The 14689-nt window shown below is 50.7% G+C and carries 16 protein-coding genes; 1 reads left to right on the top strand and 15 read right to left on the bottom strand.

All coding sequences use genetic code 11. The features are described from left to right. The first annotated feature begins 4 nt into the window (after window positions 1-4). Entirely contained in the window at window positions 5-1306 is a 1302-nt protein-coding gene (locus BN3656_RS07110; protein WP_066545791.1) for a TRAP transporter large permease, read from the top strand. Between the two features lie 122 nt (window positions 1307-1428). Here the strand turns inward: BN3656_RS07110 and prfA are convergent, their stop codons facing one another. From prfA to BN3656_RS07030, 15 genes are all read right to left on the bottom strand, one after another. Further along, window positions 1429-2502 carry a peptide chain release factor 1 gene (prfA, locus tag BN3656_RS07105; RefSeq protein ID WP_066545785.1) on the bottom strand — a complete coding sequence of 358 codons (1074 nt, stop codon included), beginning with the start codon at window positions 2500-2502 and terminating at the stop codon, window positions 1429-1431. 19 nt (window positions 2503-2521) lie between these two features. Then, complete coding sequence (prmC, locus tag BN3656_RS07100; RefSeq protein ID WP_066545782.1) at window positions 2522-3439, bottom strand: peptide chain release factor N(5)-glutamine methyltransferase; 918 nt, start codon at window positions 3437-3439, stop codon at window positions 2522-2524. After that, window positions 3436-4383 carry a DUF1385 domain-containing protein gene (locus BN3656_RS07095; RefSeq protein WP_066545779.1) on the bottom strand — a complete coding sequence of 316 codons (948 nt, stop codon included), beginning with the start codon at window positions 4381-4383 and terminating at the stop codon, window positions 3436-3438. The genes prmC and BN3656_RS07095 overlap by 4 nt, the downstream gene beginning before the upstream one ends. Before the next feature lie 111 nt (window positions 4384-4494). After that, window positions 4495-4701 carry a 50S ribosomal protein L31 gene (gene rpmE, locus BN3656_RS07090; RefSeq protein WP_066545777.1) on the bottom strand — a complete coding sequence of 69 codons (207 nt, stop codon included), beginning with the start codon at window positions 4699-4701 and terminating at the stop codon, window positions 4495-4497. A gap of 287 nt (window positions 4702-4988) precedes the next feature. Then, window positions 4989-6047, bottom strand: coding sequence for a spore coat protein CotS (locus BN3656_RS07085; protein WP_066545774.1), 1059 nt, complete (start codon window positions 6045-6047; stop codon window positions 4989-4991). 137 nt (window positions 6048-6184) lie between these two features. Beyond that, a complete protein-coding gene (locus BN3656_RS07080) occupies window positions 6185-6694 on the bottom strand; it encodes a tRNA (cytidine(34)-2'-O)-methyltransferase (protein WP_347461173.1) in 510 nt (169 codons plus the stop codon). Window positions 6695-6702: 8 nt separating this feature from the next. After that, the gene (locus BN3656_RS07075; RefSeq protein ID WP_066545768.1) at window positions 6703-7872 is read right to left on the bottom strand and encodes an aminotransferase class I/II-fold pyridoxal phosphate-dependent enzyme; all 1170 of its coding nucleotides are present in this window, start codon (window positions 7870-7872) and stop codon (window positions 6703-6705) included. Continuing rightward, window positions 7869-8351 (bottom strand): Lrp/AsnC family transcriptional regulator, encoded by a 483-nt coding sequence (locus BN3656_RS07070; RefSeq protein ID WP_066545765.1) that lies wholly within the window; start codon window positions 8349-8351, stop codon window positions 7869-7871. The genes BN3656_RS07075 and BN3656_RS07070 overlap by 4 nt, the downstream gene beginning before the upstream one ends. A 43-nt stretch (window positions 8352-8394) precedes the next feature. Continuing rightward, window positions 8395-8988 carry an AIR synthase-related protein gene (locus BN3656_RS07065; protein WP_066545762.1) on the bottom strand — a complete coding sequence of 198 codons (594 nt, stop codon included), beginning with the start codon at window positions 8986-8988 and terminating at the stop codon, window positions 8395-8397. Next, window positions 8954-9196, bottom strand: a complete 243-nt coding sequence (locus BN3656_RS07060; protein ID WP_066545759.1) for a hypothetical protein — start codon at window positions 9194-9196, stop codon at window positions 8954-8956. The genes BN3656_RS07065 and BN3656_RS07060 overlap by 35 nt, the downstream gene beginning before the upstream one ends. A gap of 55 nt (window positions 9197-9251) precedes the next feature. Continuing rightward, window positions 9252-10808 carry a VanW family protein gene (locus BN3656_RS07055; protein WP_081422888.1) on the bottom strand — a complete coding sequence of 519 codons (1557 nt, stop codon included), beginning with the start codon at window positions 10806-10808 and terminating at the stop codon, window positions 9252-9254. Between the two features lie 188 nt (window positions 10809-10996). Then, a complete protein-coding gene (locus BN3656_RS07050) occupies window positions 10997-11776 on the bottom strand; it encodes a 3'-5' exonuclease (protein ID WP_066545756.1) in 780 nt (259 codons plus the stop codon). Then, window positions 11773-12462 carry an endonuclease III gene (nth, locus tag BN3656_RS07045; RefSeq protein ID WP_081422887.1) on the bottom strand — a complete coding sequence of 230 codons (690 nt, stop codon included), beginning with the start codon at window positions 12460-12462 and terminating at the stop codon, window positions 11773-11775. The genes BN3656_RS07050 and nth overlap by 4 nt, the downstream gene beginning before the upstream one ends. 391 nt (window positions 12463-12853) lie before the next feature. Further along, window positions 12854-13741, bottom strand: a complete 888-nt coding sequence (locus tag BN3656_RS07035) for a sugar phosphate isomerase/epimerase family protein (protein ID WP_066545752.1) — start codon at window positions 13739-13741, stop codon at window positions 12854-12856. Continuing rightward, window positions 13738-14667 carry a nucleoside hydrolase gene (locus BN3656_RS07030; protein ID WP_066545750.1) on the bottom strand — a complete coding sequence of 310 codons (930 nt, stop codon included), beginning with the start codon at window positions 14665-14667 and terminating at the stop codon, window positions 13738-13740. The genes BN3656_RS07035 and BN3656_RS07030 overlap by 4 nt, the downstream gene beginning before the upstream one ends. Window positions 14668-14689 lie beyond the last annotated feature (22 nt).

The raw sequence follows: 14689 nt of genomic DNA, 5'->3' as shown, positions 1-14689 counted from the left end.
ACTTATGGCAATGGAATCTCTGCTTATCATAATTGTTGTTCTGGCCGTGCTCCTGATCGTCGGCGTACCGATTTCCTATTCCATCGGCATTTCCGCCCTGATCGCCATCCTGCGGACCGTGCCTTTGGAAGTATCGGTGGTAACCGGCGCTCAGCGTATCTTTGTGGGCATGAGCAAATTCAGCCTGACGGCCATTCCCTTTTTTATCCTGGCAGGAAACCTGATGAACCAGGGCGGCATCGCCAAACGGCTGGTTGATTTTGTGATGGCAATCCTTGGCAAGCTGCCCGGTGCCCTTTTAGTGACAAATGTAGGGGCAAACGCCCTTTTCGGCGCTATTTCCGGTTCGGCCTCTGCCGCCGCAGCAGCCGTAGGAAGTATGGTAGAAAAGGGCGAAGAGGAACAGGGCTATGACAAGGCGCTCTGTGCTGCCACCAATGGGGCTTCTGCTCCCTCAGGCCTCCTAATCCCGCCCTCCAATGCCCTGATCACCTATTCTCTGGCAGCCGGAGGCACCTCTGTGGCAGCACTCTTTATGGCCGGTTATATTCCGGGCATCATCTGGGCGGTGGCCTGTATGGCAGTTGCTGTGATCATTTCAAAGAAAAAAGGCTATAAGGGAATCCCTGGAAAATACGACTGGAAAAACCTGTGGGTCTGCACCCTCAGAGCCCTGCCCTCCCTTTCCCTGATCGTAGTGGTAATCGGCGGCATCATCGGCGGTGTGTTTACAGCCACAGAAGGCTCTGCCATTGCGGTAATCTACGCCCTGATCCTCGGCATCCTCTACCGCAACATTACTTTAAAATCCTTCTGGAAAATCGCAGTAGACAGCGCCAAGATGAGCGGTATGGTTGTATTCCTGATCGGCGTTTCCAATATCCTTGGCTGGGTCATGGCATTTACCCAGATCCCTCAGGCCATCTCCGACGCCCTCTTAGGCCTTACAAGCAATCCCATTATCATCCTGCTGATCATGAATGTCATCCTTTTAATCGCAGGAACCTTTATGGACGTAACTCCGGCTATCCTGATCTTCACTCCCCTGTTTCTTCCGGTGGTTAAGACCTTTGGCATGGATCCGGTTCAGTTCGGCCTGATCCTGGTATACAACCTCTGTATCGGAAATATTACTCCGCCGGTGGGAAATACCCTGTTTGTAGCCATCAAGGTCGGGCGAAGTTCCCTTTCCCGCGTCATGCCCTATATGCTCTGGTACTATGTGGCAATTCTTGTAGGGCTTCTCATGGTGACCTATATCCCTGCGGTGAGCCTGGGACTCCCTGCAATGGCCGGACTGATCTGACCGATATTTTTTCTTCCATAACATAAAAGACGGCTGGCGCAGCTATGTGGTGATCTCCACACAGCTCTGCGCCAGCCCTTTCGTATTCGTTCGTTCCGTATTCTTTATTTAGTTGTAACTATTCAGTTCTCATTCATCTTAGCCAGCTTTGCTGCCTGATCTGCTGCAATGCAGGCATCCAGGATCTCCTGGATATCTCCGTTTAAAATCTTATCCAGCTTATAAAGGGTCAGATTGATCCGGTGATCCGTCACACGGCCCTGTGGGAAATTGTAGGTACGGATTTTCTCCGAACGGTCGCCGGTACCGATCTGGCTGCGGCGCTCTGCTGCCTCTGCATTCTGCTTTTTCTCAAGCTCAATATCATAGAGCTTGGAGCGCAGGAGGCGGAAGGCCTTTTCCTTATTCTGAAGCTGGGATTTCTCCGTCTGGCTGTAGATTACGATTCCTGTGGGAATATGGGTAAGACGCACGGCAGAGTCTGTGGTATTTACACACTGCCCGCCGTTTCCGGAGGCACGCATTACGTCGATGCGGCAGTCATTCATATCGATCTGTACGTCTACATCCTCAGCCTCAGGCATCACGGCTACCGTCGCTGTGGAAGTATGGATTCGTCCGCCGGACTCTGTCTCAGGCACACGCTGTACCCTGTGCACGCCGCTCTCGTATTTCAGCTTGGAGTATGCGCCCTTTCCCGTAACCATGGCTACCACTTCCTTAAAGCCACCGATCCCGTTTTCATTTAAGCTTACGATCTCCACCTTCCAGCGCTGGCTGTCCGCATAATTGGAATACATCCGGTACAGCTCGGCAGCAAACAAGGCTGCCTCGTCTCCGCCTGCACCTGCACGGATCTCCAGAATGATGTTCTTTTCATCATTTGGGTCCTTGGGAAGAAGGAGGATCTTCAATTCATGCTCCAGCTCCTCGATGCGCTTCTTTGCGTCAGACAGTTCTTCCTTCGCCATTTCCCGAAGATCTTCATCACTCTCCTCTTCCAGCATTGCAAGGCTGTCTTCCACATCCTGTTTCGCCTGCTTATACTGCTTATATGCCTCTACGATGGGAGCCAGATCCGCCTGCTCCTTCATCAGTCTGGTAAAACGCTTTGTATCCTGAGTCACATCAGGATCCCCCAGCATCAGCATCAGTTCTTCGTAATGGATCAGTATATCATCCAGTTTATCAAACATAATCTTCTCTCTCCTATCATCACGGCCTTTTAGCCTGCACCACCCGGTCCAGCCCGGCCATATCCTTTATCACCTTAAGGCCCTCAAAACCGGCCTGTTCAAAAAGCTCTGAAACGTCCTTCCCCTGGTCAAAGCCTATCTCCATATAGATCTTCCCTCCGGGCTTTAAATATGCCATGGAACGTTCTGCCAGAATCCGGTAAAATTTCAGCCCGTCCGCTTCCCCGTCCAGAGCCAGCCGCGGCTCATGATCCCGCACCTCAGGTTCCAGTCCTTCTATGACCTCTGAGGGGATATAGGGCGGATTGGACACAATAACGTCAAACTGCGCTTTGGGTTCCAGCCCTTCAAACATATCGCTTTTTATCAGCCGGAGCCGCTCCTTTTCTTCTCCCAGGATCCTTTCCCTGTTAGCCTCTGCCACCTTGAGCGCTTCCTTAGAGATATCAAGAGCGGTCACTGAGCGGTATTCCCCCAGTTTTACAAGGCTTATAGCAATACAGCCGGAGCCGGTGCACACATCCAGTATGGCGCTGTTTTTATCTCTGTTTTCCTCCAAAACACGCTCCACCAGTGTTTCCGTATCCTGTCTGGGAATAAGCACCCATTCATTTACCTTAAATTCCAGTCCCATAAAGCACTGGCAGCCAGTCAAATGTTGCAGGGGAATCCTCTCTGCTCTTGCAAGAACCGCCTGTTCATACTGTTCTGCCGCCTGTTTTAGCCTGTAAATTTCCTCTTCTCCACCAATGGCCTGTTTAAAAAGAGGCTGGTCTCTTCTGGTGAGAAAAGAGGCAAAATTCAGATCAAACGCCTCCAGCAGCAAAAGTCTGGCATCCAGCGCAGCGTCCGGCACTCCGGACTCTTCCAGTTTTTTCCTCCCGGACTCATAAAGCTGTCCTAAGGTCGTCTCTTCCCATACTCTCTCCGCACTCATTCTGTTTCCTTCCAGCCTGGGAAGTTTTCATCCAGGTACGCTTTCCAGTCAAAAACCTCTTCCACTGCCGCGATCGCCACTTCGATCATGGAGTCATCCGGCTCTGTGGTGGTCAGACCCTGCATCCACATGCCGGGACGGCTCAAAAGGTTTACAAGCTTACTGTCATGGCGGCCTGCAAATCGGAGAAACTCATAGGACACGCCTGCGATCACCGGTATCAGCACGATCCGGCTTAAAAAGCGCAGCCAGACTGTATCCGTACGAATCACCATAAAAAACAGGATACTTATGATCATTACAATCATGATAAAACTGGTTCCGCAGCGCTTGTGCTCCTTGGAGCTGCCCCGGACATTGGCTACATTTAAAGCCAGTCCATGCTCAAGACAGTTGATGCATTTATGCTCCGAACCGTGGTACATAAAGGTACGGCGGATATCCTCCATACGGGATACCAGTTTAATATAGATAATAAAAATCACAATGCGGATCACGCCCTCAAGAACCGCCATCGCCGTTTCCGAAGAGATAAAAGGCTTACAGATACGGGCGATCCCAAGGGGAAGCAGCATGAAAATGCCGATTGCCATAATAAAAGAAAAAATCATGACAACCGTCATAAGAATACTTTCCAGCTTTTCACCGAATACCCGGTCCAGCCACTGCTCAAACTTTCCCGGCTGAGCATCCTCATCATCCTCAAAAAAGCTGCAGGACCAGGTTAAAGCACGCATCCCCACCACCATAGAGTCTGCAAATTTGAAAACGCCGCGGATAAAAGGAAGGCCCAGGATGGGGTATTTCTCCGTAAGACTCACATACCGATCTCTTTTTACCTCAATCTCTCCGTCAGGCTTTCGGACTGCAATGGCGTAATCGTCACCGTTCTGCATCATGATGCCCTCGATCACCGCCTGACCGCCGATTCCAGAATATTTCATTGTATCATTTCCTCTCCCTGCCGCAGCAAGCTGCGGCTGTGTTTTGCCAAAAGAACACAAAAGGGCTGAGCCTGATCTCTCAGGCTCAACCCCTTGATTTTTTCTCGCTTATTACTGGGCGTCAATGCCATACTTACGATTGAACTTGTCAATACGTCCACGGGCAGCAGCAGCCTTCTGCTGGCCAGTATAGAAAGAATGGCACTTGGAGCAAACCTCAACGTGGATGTCCTGCTTTGTGGAGCCTGTTACGAACTCGTTGCCACAGTTGCAAACTACCTTTGCCTGGTAGTAATTTGGATGGATTCCTTCTCTCATTTTCATTCACCTCTCTGATTATTTGCGGTTTCCGACCGCGGCCTTGTATGCCAATCTGCCTCTGTACACTGCAGGCAGCCGGCCGGGGCCGTCACCAGAACGCACAGATATCAGCATCTTTTAAGTTATACACGCCCTTACCGCAAGTTCCTGACTCACGCAGGCGCTAAAACTGCTCTCCATATTCAGGACAGCTTAATCAGTATAGCATAGAATTTTTTGTATTGCAAGAGGGAATGTGGCTGAGTTTTTGCATTTTTCCCGGCTTTCCACACCATTTTCAGGACTTACCCGCACTCTGCCATCAGTCGGCGGATAAACCGGCGGCGGGCCGGCTCCTGATCCTCCAGGCTTTTGAGCTTATCCGTGCTTTTAGCCGGAATCCAGGCCTTGTTTGTATTATAATAGAAATTCAGCTGCTTCCAGTATTTTTCCGGAAAGAGGAACATACAGGCCAGACTCTTTCGCTCCCTCCGGTCCATAGGGCGCACCCGCTGGTAGGAATCCAGCATGGACAGGCCAAGCTCTGTATCCCAGCCATGCTTTTCCAGAGCTTTTCTCATCAGGCGGTAAAGATCCGACGCCTGGATTCCCAGATGCATCCGGTTATACTCCACAATGGCCGTATATCCCCGCCCCATGAGCACATGATGCTGGTCTAAGTCCCCATGGCAGAGAGAAAGGCCTGAAACAGACTCTGCGGACAGCTCTGCTGCCATCAACTGTCCATCCTCCTCTGTTATATGCTGTCCGGCAGCCGCTCCGTTTCTTTCCCAGAGCCTCATCATCTCATCCGCCGCTTCTTTTGCCTGCTCATAAAAGCCGTCATAATTTCCAATGACGCAAAGCTCAAATTCCGTCTTTCCCCGTTTTCTGCGGATAAAGCTTCTGGCCTTCTGCATTTCCCTGATATGGCGGTTCATCTCCGGACCTGCCTGTTCCCTGCAGACCGAACCCATGCGCCATTCCTCCTGAAAGGGAATCCGGGCCAGCTGGGCATGGAGCATGGCAAGGCGGGCAATGGACTGACGGACCTCATAGCTGTCTCTTATATTACATTCCCGGTCGGAAAACCACTCCTTTAATATGTAGCGTGTTCCGTCTCCCGCCATAGTCACGAGCCCGCCTTCCCGGTTTCTCTCGTACCGGTCTGTCCGCAGGCTTGTACGGGTATCTATCATTCCCAGAATCTGGTCTTCTATTTCCAGTCTTCTCACAGTCCCCCTGTATTCCCGTAAAAGCTTAAGCCCCTGATCCGTCTCGCAGATCCAGGCCCCCCTTCCCTTTCTCACAGATATGATTTCCATTTCATATTGTTCCAGCGCTTCCAAATATCTGTCGATCATCCTACCCCTCCGTTCTTTTGCCTGTTTTACTGCTTTTTCAGTTACAGAAAAAAAGAGTATGTCTGAGCTTTATCACTCAGGCACACTCTAAGGTATGTCAGAAAAACGCAGGATATGACTTTCCATTCTAAATGGATTTATGGCTGCCCGTCCTTCCACTGCAGATGATGCAGCTCTCCCGCCAGCTCCATCTTTTCAAATCCATTCTGGCGCAGGGCCTCATAAAGCACAATGGCGGCAGAATTGGAGAGGTTTAAGGAGCGGATATCGCCCCACATGGGGATGCGGATGCAATGCTCCTCATTTTCCACCAGGATTTCCTCAGGAATACCGGCGCTTTCTTTGCCGAACATCAGATAACAGTCCGGGCTGTAGCTTACGTCAGAATAAACCTTATGGGCCTTGGTTGTGGCAAAATACATATTGCCTGCAGCCTGTGGATTTTTTTCAAGAAAATCCTGGTAATCGCTGTATACGCTTACATCCAGCTTATCCCAGTAATCCAGTCCGGCCCGTTTTAAGGCCTTTTCATTGAGCTTAAAGCCCAAAGGCTCGATCAGATGGAGCCTTGTATTGGTTGCAACGCAGGTGCGGCCGATGTTGCCTGTATTAGAAGGCATTTCCGGTTCTAAAAGTACAATATTCATCATAGCTGTCACGCCTTTCCGTCATGGTTCTTTACAAAGCGCTCAATGCGGCCTAAGGCCTCTTTTAAGCTCTTAAGGGAGTACGCATAGGAAATACGCACAAACCCTTCTCCGCACGCTCCAAAGGCCGTTCCCGGCACCACAGCTACCTTTTCCTCTTTTAACAGCGCTGTGGCAAATTCCTCAGAGGTCATACCAAATCGGCTGATATTGGGGAAGGTGTAAAAGGCGCCCAACGGCTCAAAACAGTCGATCCCCATTTCCTTAAATGCATTTAAGAGGTACCGGCGGCGCTGGTTATAAGATTCACGCATCATTTCCACATCATTATCCCCGTCCCGAAGGGCAGCGACCGCCGCATACTGGCTGGTAGTGGGAGCACACATGATGGCATACTGATGGATCTTTAACATCTGCTTTAAAATAATCTCCGGAGCCGCCGCATATCCCAGACGCCAGCCTGTCATGGCATAGGATTTGGAAAAGCCGTTGATCAATACCGTTCTTTCCTTCATTCCGGGGAAGGAAGCGATGGTAACGTGATTATCTGTATATGTAAGCTCGGAATAGATTTCGTCTGAAATTACAAAAATATCCTTTTCCACCACAATCTTAGCAATCTCTTCCAGCTCATGACGCTCCATGATCGCTCCAGTGGGATTATTTGGAAATGGAAGAACCAGGATTTTCGTTTTATCGGTAATCTTTTCCAGAAGTTTCTCAGGGGTCAGTTTAAAATGATCCTTTTCCTCCAGTTCAATCACCACCGGCACACCGTCCGCCAGCACGGCACAGGGCACATAGGAAACATAGCTGGGCTGGGGAATCAGGACTTCATCCCCGGGATTCAACATGGCACGCATGGCTGCATCAATGGCTTCGCTGCCGCCTACCGTAACCATGATCTCTTTGTCTGAATCATAGCTTACATCAAAACGGCGGCTTAAATAACGGCTGATCTCGTCCTTTAAGGACTTAAGGCCTGCATTAGAGGTATAAAAAGTACGTCCTTTCTCCAGAGAATAGATGCCCTCCTCCCTGATATGCCAGGGTGTGTCAAAATCAGGCTCGCCTACGCCCAGAGAAATGGCTCCCTCCATCTCGTTTACAATATCAAAGAATTTCCGGATCCCAGAAGGAGGGATACTTACGATCTTATCTGATAAGGGATTTCTCATGGGGTAATCAGCATCCTTTCATCCTGGACCGGCTCGCTGATAATAGTGCCGTGATCCTTATATTTTTTCAGTACAAAATGTGTAGCTGTGCTTAAAACAGCCTCCATGGGAGCCAGCTTGTCGGAAACGAACTGTGCTACCTGGCGCATGGTCTTTCCTTCGATAAATACGGTAAAATCAAAGGAACCGCTCATCAGATACACAGCGTTTACCTCGCTGTACTGGTAAATGCGCTCTGCGATCTTGTCAAAGCCCATGCCCCGCTGAGGCGTTACCTTTACCTCGATCAGCGCAACTACCTTTTCCTCACTGGTATTATCCCAGTTGATCAGGGTATGATAACCGCAGATAATATGCTCTTTTTCCATATCTGCAATCTCATTTGCCACTGCAATCTCACTTTCGCCCAGTAAAACCGCCAGATCCTTTATATCGATCCTGCTGTTTTTTTCAATCACCGCAAGAATTTTTTCTCTCATAACCATCCTCCATTCTGCTAAAAAAATCCCCTGAGGGCATATATTACAGTCCCAGCTTTAAAAGCTCATCCGGCTGGGGACGCTCCAGATATCCGGCTGCTTCCTCACCGTGGCGGAGCTTTCTTGCAATGCCTTTTTCCGCCCATCCGATCACTGCCGCCGGAATCCCCGCCTTCTTTAATTCCCGCACCAGGCGGCTGCCGCTGTCTGCCGCAAGGAGCACACAGTTTTCACTGTAAAGCCGGTAGGGATTTAATTCAAACAGCTCACAGATTTCGATTGCCGCCTGATGGACAGGGAAAAGGCGCAGATCCACGTCCAGTCCTGTGCAGTAGATGCCTGAAAAATTCCAGAGTGCTGCCAGTACGCCGCCTTCCCCTGCAAACTCCCAGGCTGTAACCGGACTGTTTTTTTCCGCTGTCGCCTGATCCAGCCAGCTTTTTACCGAATATTCCTCTTCTTTCAGTTCTCTTAAAAATGAGGGAGCAAATCGCCTGGAAATTATTTCCTTTTTTGCTTCCAGGATGCGTCTGGCTCCTGCCAGACCGGCAGAACCTGCAAAAATCAGCTCCTGTCCCGGATTTATATGGCCGTCCCGCTTTTCAAAACCGCCCGGCCCCTGCCCTGCTGTTCTCATTGAGCCACCTCCCCTGATGGGGCGGGAACTCCCAGGACGCTTCCCGGAGCTGCTGCGCTGCCTCCGGCCTCTGGCGATGCTCCGGGGCCTCCACCGGAAACTGCTCCGCTGCTTCCTCCTGCACCCTCCAGTGCCCCCGGACCGCCCCCTGCCGGTGCTCCCGGACCGCCTGAGGCCGCCTTTTTGTCCCAAATTTTCCCGGAAACATCCTCCTTCTTCCCCCTCTGATCCTGCCTTGGGCCTTGGGGATTCTTCCCTGCCTCTTATCCCCTCCAAGTGGTGTATAAGAGCCGGCCCGCCCCGCTGCCGCTTGTGCCGCCTGCTGGTGCTCCCGGGCCGCCTCCCGGGACAGTTCCGCTTTCTCCCGGCATTCCGGGGCCACCTGCCACATTTTCTGCACCGGGTGATTCAGGAGAAGTATTTTCCCCTGCTCCGGCAGTCTGTCCTCCTGCGGGATCGGTCTGCACAGGCGCATTGACCGGCGCTTCCGGACCCACACGGTAGATTGCCTTTGAAGCATTATAGGTATCTTTATTTAACAGCGTGCGCTCCGTCTCCACACCGTCTACCGTAACCACCTTCCACAACCGGGATCGCAGTCCGGTATGGGAAGACTGCACCCGAACCTTCGCTCCGGGAGCCAGAGTATTGTCAACGATCAGCTGAGGTTCACCGGGACTGGTAGTACCTATGGTTTCTGAGATATACTCCACCTTTCGTCCCTCCGGCCGCGTTTCCTTTCCATAGAGGGTAAAGGTCAGCTTTTTCCCGGAAGTATAGGCTTCTACGTAGATGGGAGTACTGTAATTATTTTTAATTTTAATATCCTTATAGGTTCCCGCAATGGCTGCATCCATGGAAGGCTCCACATAGGTAACGATCATGGAATGGTTCTGCCTCTGAACAATTTCCACCTCTGCTTCCAGAGACGCGCCGTACAACGTGGTCGCGATCTGGCAGACGCCTCCTCCGATACTGTCTACCACCTTGCCGTTTTCATATGCGGCTGCAGTCTTGTATCCATTGGAAGTTGTAAAGGGCTGCAGGCACTCATAGCCAGAAAGCACTTCTCCGGGCATCATTACCCTGCCGTTGATCTTGGCCGCTCCCACGGAAAGATTGGTGGAACGGGCTGCTCCGCTGCTGGAAAAGTCTGTGGTACAGGTGCCAAGCACATCCTGGATGGACGCCAGTTCCTCCGATGTGATCTCCGGCTCCTGCTCCGTGATCACCGCGTCCGCCCGGACTGTTCCCTCCTGCTGTCTAGCCAGCGCCTCATTCAGCGCCTGAACCGTAGCTTCCGTATCAACCGCGCGGCCGGAAACTGCCTCTGTAATCACAAAAGCGCCGTTTTCCCGGCGTATGGAGGCATTCTGAGGCTGCGTCAGGATATCCTGGCTGTGGGTATCCACAAAAGCTGTTACCTTCTCAGGATCTACTGCTGTTTCAACCGCAAGCTCTACCGGAGCCCGAGCAAGATCTTTCTTTACCATATACTGGCGGATCAGGCTGCCTCCGGCGTACTCCTTAAGCGTTTCCTCAATCTGGTTCTCATTGCTCCAGTAAAGTCCCAGCTCCTTTGCCGTGGTCTCCTTCTCCTGTCCGTCCAGGGTCAGGATAACCGGACAGTTTCCCAATTCCTCCTCATAAGTCTCTATTACATCACGGGCCTCCCCACAGGTTTTTCCTGCCAGATCCTGCCCCTGTACACGAATCCCGTCGGGAAGTACAGGAGCCGCCATGGCTGTACCAGGGAAGGCCCACACTGCCCCGGCTGCCGCCAGGACAGTCAGGGCTGTTTTCCACATTTTATTTTTCATTCTCACATATCCTTTTCATTCCGGAAGCCATTTTTCCGGCATTTTGGCCCGTATCACAGATCCTTTAATACATCAGTGCACTTAAAGCCATCGGTACGATCATAGCCAGTACCAGGATCACAACAATAATGGTTGAAATGATCTTCTTTGTCTTATGGTCTCTCATGTTCAGCATTTTTTCACCTCTTTTAATCCTGCGGTCCCTTCCTCTTACCGGAACCGCCAGCAAAACCGTTATATCGGGAAGACAGAGAATGCTCCGTAAGTCTTCCCCGCTGCAGGATAATCTGGTCGATCAGCCTGGACGCCTCGCTTCTGCTTAAGGCATCTATCTGCAGAGTTATGTCTATTCTATGACATTTTATCAAATCCTGCAAGTATTCTTTTTGCCTTTTTGTAGCGGGCTGTTCCCGTTTTGCCTTGTGGATCAGCGGACATGGAACAAAAAGCTCCTCCCGTTCCTTCCCATAAAGGGCCTTAAGCTTTTCATAAAGCAGGTGGGCTGATTCTGCATCCGCTTCTGCCCGATGAGCAGCAGACTGGGGAATCTGAAACCAGGTACAGGAAGCGGATAAATTCTTTTTCTCATCCGACGGCATCAGATGACGGCACAGCGTCAGGGTATCGACCGCCTCAAACTCACATTCCAGACGGCTGTTTACTGCTGCCTGCTTTAAAAATCGGTAATCAAAGAGGATATTGTGGCCCAAAAGCGGAAGACCTTCACAAAAGGCCAAAAGCTCTCCAATCACATTTTCCATGAGAGGCGCTGTCCGTACCATCTCATCTGTAATTCCCGTAAGCTGCGTAATTTTCTCTGAAATAGGCCTTCCAGGATTGATCAGCGTCACAAACCGCTCCCGCACCGTTCCGTCAATCACCTTTAAGGCCGCTGCCTCTGTAATTTTTTCCGTCTTTGATTCCAGGCCAGTCGTCTCCAGATCAAGGGCAATATAAGAAGTCATCATCGCGCCTTACCCCCGTCAAAAACCACCGGCTCTTCGCAGGACGGGCAGTATTCCTTTAAAAAGCATTCCCCGCATTTGGGTTTTCTGGCCGTACAGACAGTTCTTCCCAGTGTAATAATATGGATATTCCACAGAATCCAGTGGTCCTTTGGCAGCACCTTCATCAGATCATACTCTACCTTTTCCGGCTCCTCCTCCAAGGTCAGGCCAAGCTTTCGGGAAATCCGCTTTACATGGGTATCCACCACAATGCTCGGCACATGATAAACATTGCCCCGGATCACATTAGCTGTTTTCCTTCCCACGCCTGCAAGGGAGGTCAGATCCTCCAACGACTCCGGTACCTCTCCTGAAAACCGTTCCAGCAAATCTCTGGCGCAGAGAATGATATTCTTTGCCTTATTATGGTAAAACCCGATGGAATGGATATCCTGCTCCATCTCTTTTACATCCGCTGCGGCAAAGGCCTCCAGAGAAGGGTACTTCTGAAACAGGCCGGCTGTTACGATATTTACCCTGGCATCTGTGCACTGGGCACTTAAAATCACGGCGATCAGCAGCTGCCACGGTGTTTCATGGTTCAGATAACAGATCAGCTCCGTGCCGTATTCCCGGTCTAAGGCTTCCAGTATATGAGCAACCCGCTGGCTGCGGGCCGTTTTTGTCTCCCTTTTTATCTTTGGCATATAAAACGCTCCTCATTCCTTATATTTCAGTCCATTTCAGTATACGGCATATGATGCCGGTTTTTCAAGAGACATTTTCTTTGAGTTTCCGCATGTTGCAGTGCGCTCTGGCATCTGGTGTTCAGGACGACTTTGAAGGCCATTAGAAAACCTTGGAGAATTAAATTTTTCGTTAAAAGTCATATCAAACCTGTCTGAGCGCAGCGAGTTTTTGATATGGCTTTTGTTTTTAGAAAATTTCAGACTCTTAGGTTTTCTTATGGCCGGAAACCGGAGTCCTGAACACCAGACGCCCGGACACAGTGCAACATGCGGAAATTCAAAATATTTTCCATAACAAAAATACGCCCTGAACGAGATAAGCATCTCTCAGGACGTACTCCCAATTTCTTTAAACCGTCTGGGAAAGCAGATATTCTCCCACATGGTACATCAGCCTGAGCGCCTCCGGCAGAAGGCATTCTGGGAAATATCTTCCATAATTATTAACCTCAAAGCTGAAATATCCCTTATATCCAATTTCCCTCAGGGTCTGTACCGCCTCTTTCCAGTCAACCGTTCCCATAAGAGGCAGAACGTGCATCAGATCCGGGTCTGTGGCGCTGTGGGTATCCGATACATGGGTCGCGTACAGATAGCTGCCGATCAGCCTTAATGCATCTCTCTGATTCTGCTGCATGATGTCCCCATGTTCAAAATCCCAGCAGATTCCAAACCGGCTGTCGCCCACGCGCTTTGCCAGATTTACCAGTTCCTCCGGATAAGCGCCGAATTTCCGCTTGGGGGCAATAGTAATGTCGCACATATTTTCAACTGCAAACGCCATGTCAAACCGGGCTGTTTTATCCAAAAGTTTCCGGAAATATTCTGCATTCTTCTCCTCTGATACTGCCATTGGACGTGGGGAATCGTACACAGTATCCGGATGAGTCACACAGAGTCTGGAACCCAGTATATAACAGCATTCAATGGAGCGCAGGGTCAGCTCTTCATGGTGCTTTCTCTCTTCCGGCGTAAGAGCCGGAGAAAGGAAATTATAAGTATAAGCATGGCTCTGTCCAAACCGCATCCCCAGGCGCTCTTTTTCCTCTGCCACCTGATCAATCCATTTTTTCCATTCGTCGGTAAGGAACGGAGAACCGGGAAGAGCCCAGTCGTAAAAGCTGATATCCAGTGTATCAAAGCCCGCCTCCTTTGCATAGCGCATCATGCGGTCCATATGGAAAAATGGCCCCTCTGGCCGGTCAAATACAATATTGCTGGAGGTTGATAATTTCATGAAAATACCCTTTCTAGGAACAAGTCAATATAGATGTCAAAATCAAAGCAGTACGCTGCCCATACATCGGAGTTCCATTGATCCGCATATCCTTTTGCCCCAAACAGCGTCTGACCGCACATCAGACCGTCCTGATCTGATACAGCAGCCTTTCCATGGATATACTCTGCAATTTCCGGCCGCACAGCCGCTGCTACTGCCATGGCGTCTACTAAAAGGCTGTAGGGCTCAAGTCCTCTTTTCAGGTTAAAGGCCACAGCCCGTTCAAGAAACTGAAAGGCCCATCCGTTTTTATTCCCCTCTGCCATCAGGCGCTCTGCCATGGCATTTTCCAGTCTCATCGTTACATCCAGTCCCAGCGCTGTAACTGGGATCCCGGATTCAATCACATATTTTGCCGCCTCCGGGTCTGTGCGCACATTCCAGCTGGGCCTGGGATTCCAGCTGCTCTTGTCCGGCGCTACGCCGTAAGAGCCGTTTATGGTATAGATTCCTGCAATCTGCCCTCTGCTCTCAGGGTATTTCATCAAAAGTTCTGCCAGATTCGTCATGGGAGCAATGGATATTATATAAATCTCTCCCGGATGCTCCTCCAGTTTCCTGTGGATCAGCTCCACGGCAGGCAGTCTTGACAAACAGGAAGAGGCGGGGACAAGCCCCGTCTCCGAAAGTCCATCACAGCCGCAGTATTTTCCGTCAAATTCCAGCCTGCGCTTTAATGGCTGGCTGGCTCCGGCAGCCACTGATACATCGGACCTGCCGCACAGCTCCAGTATGTTTAAAGCATTCCGGGCGCTCTGGACGACCTCGCAGACGCCGGAAACAGCGGTCACCGCTTCCAGCGAAAGCTCTGCAGATGCTGCCGCAAGCATCAGCGCCAGCGCATCATCCGCACTGGGATCACAGTCAATGATTACTCGTTTCACTTACAGCTTCCTTTCCTGTCTT

This window comes from Clostridium sp. AT4 (assembly GCF_001517625.2).
Taxonomy (GTDB): domain Bacteria; phylum Bacillota; class Clostridia; order Lachnospirales; family Lachnospiraceae; genus Enterocloster.
Note: the sequence above shows the minus strand (reverse complement) of the source record. Positions and strands in the feature narration are given on the sequence as shown.

Bases quoted from the DNA above. Each gene is read 5' to 3' on its own strand.
- prfA (WP_066545785.1), bottom strand. From the start codon at position 2,502: ATGTTTGATAAACTGGATGATATACTGATCCATTACGAAGAACTGATG.
- BN3656_RS07055 (WP_081422888.1), bottom strand. From the start codon at position 10,808: ATGAAAAATAAAATGTGGAAAACAGCCCTGACTGTCCTGGCGGCAGCC.
- BN3656_RS07110 (WP_066545791.1), top strand. From the start codon at position 5: ATGGCAATGGAATCTCTGCTTATCATAATTGTTGTTCTGGCCGTGCTC.
- BN3656_RS07070 (WP_066545765.1), bottom strand. From the start codon at position 8,351: ATGAGAGAAAAAATTCTTGCGGTGATTGAAAAAAACAGCAGGATCGAT.
- BN3656_RS07080 (WP_347461173.1), bottom strand. From the start codon at position 6,694: ATGAATATTGTACTTTTAGAACCGGAAATGCCTTCTAATACAGGCAAC.
- rpmE (WP_066545777.1), bottom strand. From the start codon at position 4,701: ATGAGAGAAGGAATCCATCCAAATTACTACCAGGCAAAGGTAGTTTGC.
- prmC (WP_066545782.1), bottom strand. From the start codon at position 3,439: ATGAGTGCGGAGAGAGTATGGGAAGAGACGACCTTAGGACAGCTTTAT.
- BN3656_RS07085 (WP_066545774.1), bottom strand. From the start codon at position 6,047: ATGATCGACAGATATTTGGAAGCGCTGGAACAATATGAAATGGAAATC.
- BN3656_RS07050 (WP_066545756.1), bottom strand. From the start codon at position 11,776: ATGATGACTTCTTATATTGCCCTTGATCTGGAGACGACTGGCCTGGAA.
- BN3656_RS07035 (WP_066545752.1), bottom strand. From the start codon at position 13,741: ATGAAATTATCAACCTCCAGCAATATTGTATTTGACCGGCCAGAGGGG.
- nth (WP_081422887.1), bottom strand. From the start codon at position 12,462: ATGCCAAAGATAAAAAGGGAGACAAAAACGGCCCGCAGCCAGCGGGTT.
- BN3656_RS07075 (WP_066545768.1), bottom strand. From the start codon at position 7,872: ATGAGAAATCCCTTATCAGATAAGATCGTAAGTATCCCTCCTTCTGGG.
- BN3656_RS07095 (WP_066545779.1), bottom strand. From the start codon at position 4,383: ATGAAATATTCTGGAATCGGCGGTCAGGCGGTGATCGAGGGCATCATG.
- BN3656_RS07060 (WP_066545759.1), bottom strand. From the start codon at position 9,196: ATGTTTCCGGGAAAATTTGGGACAAAAAGGCGGCCTCAGGCGGTCCGG.
- BN3656_RS07065 (WP_066545762.1), bottom strand. From the start codon at position 8,988: ATGAGAACAGCAGGGCAGGGGCCGGGCGGTTTTGAAAAGCGGGACGGC.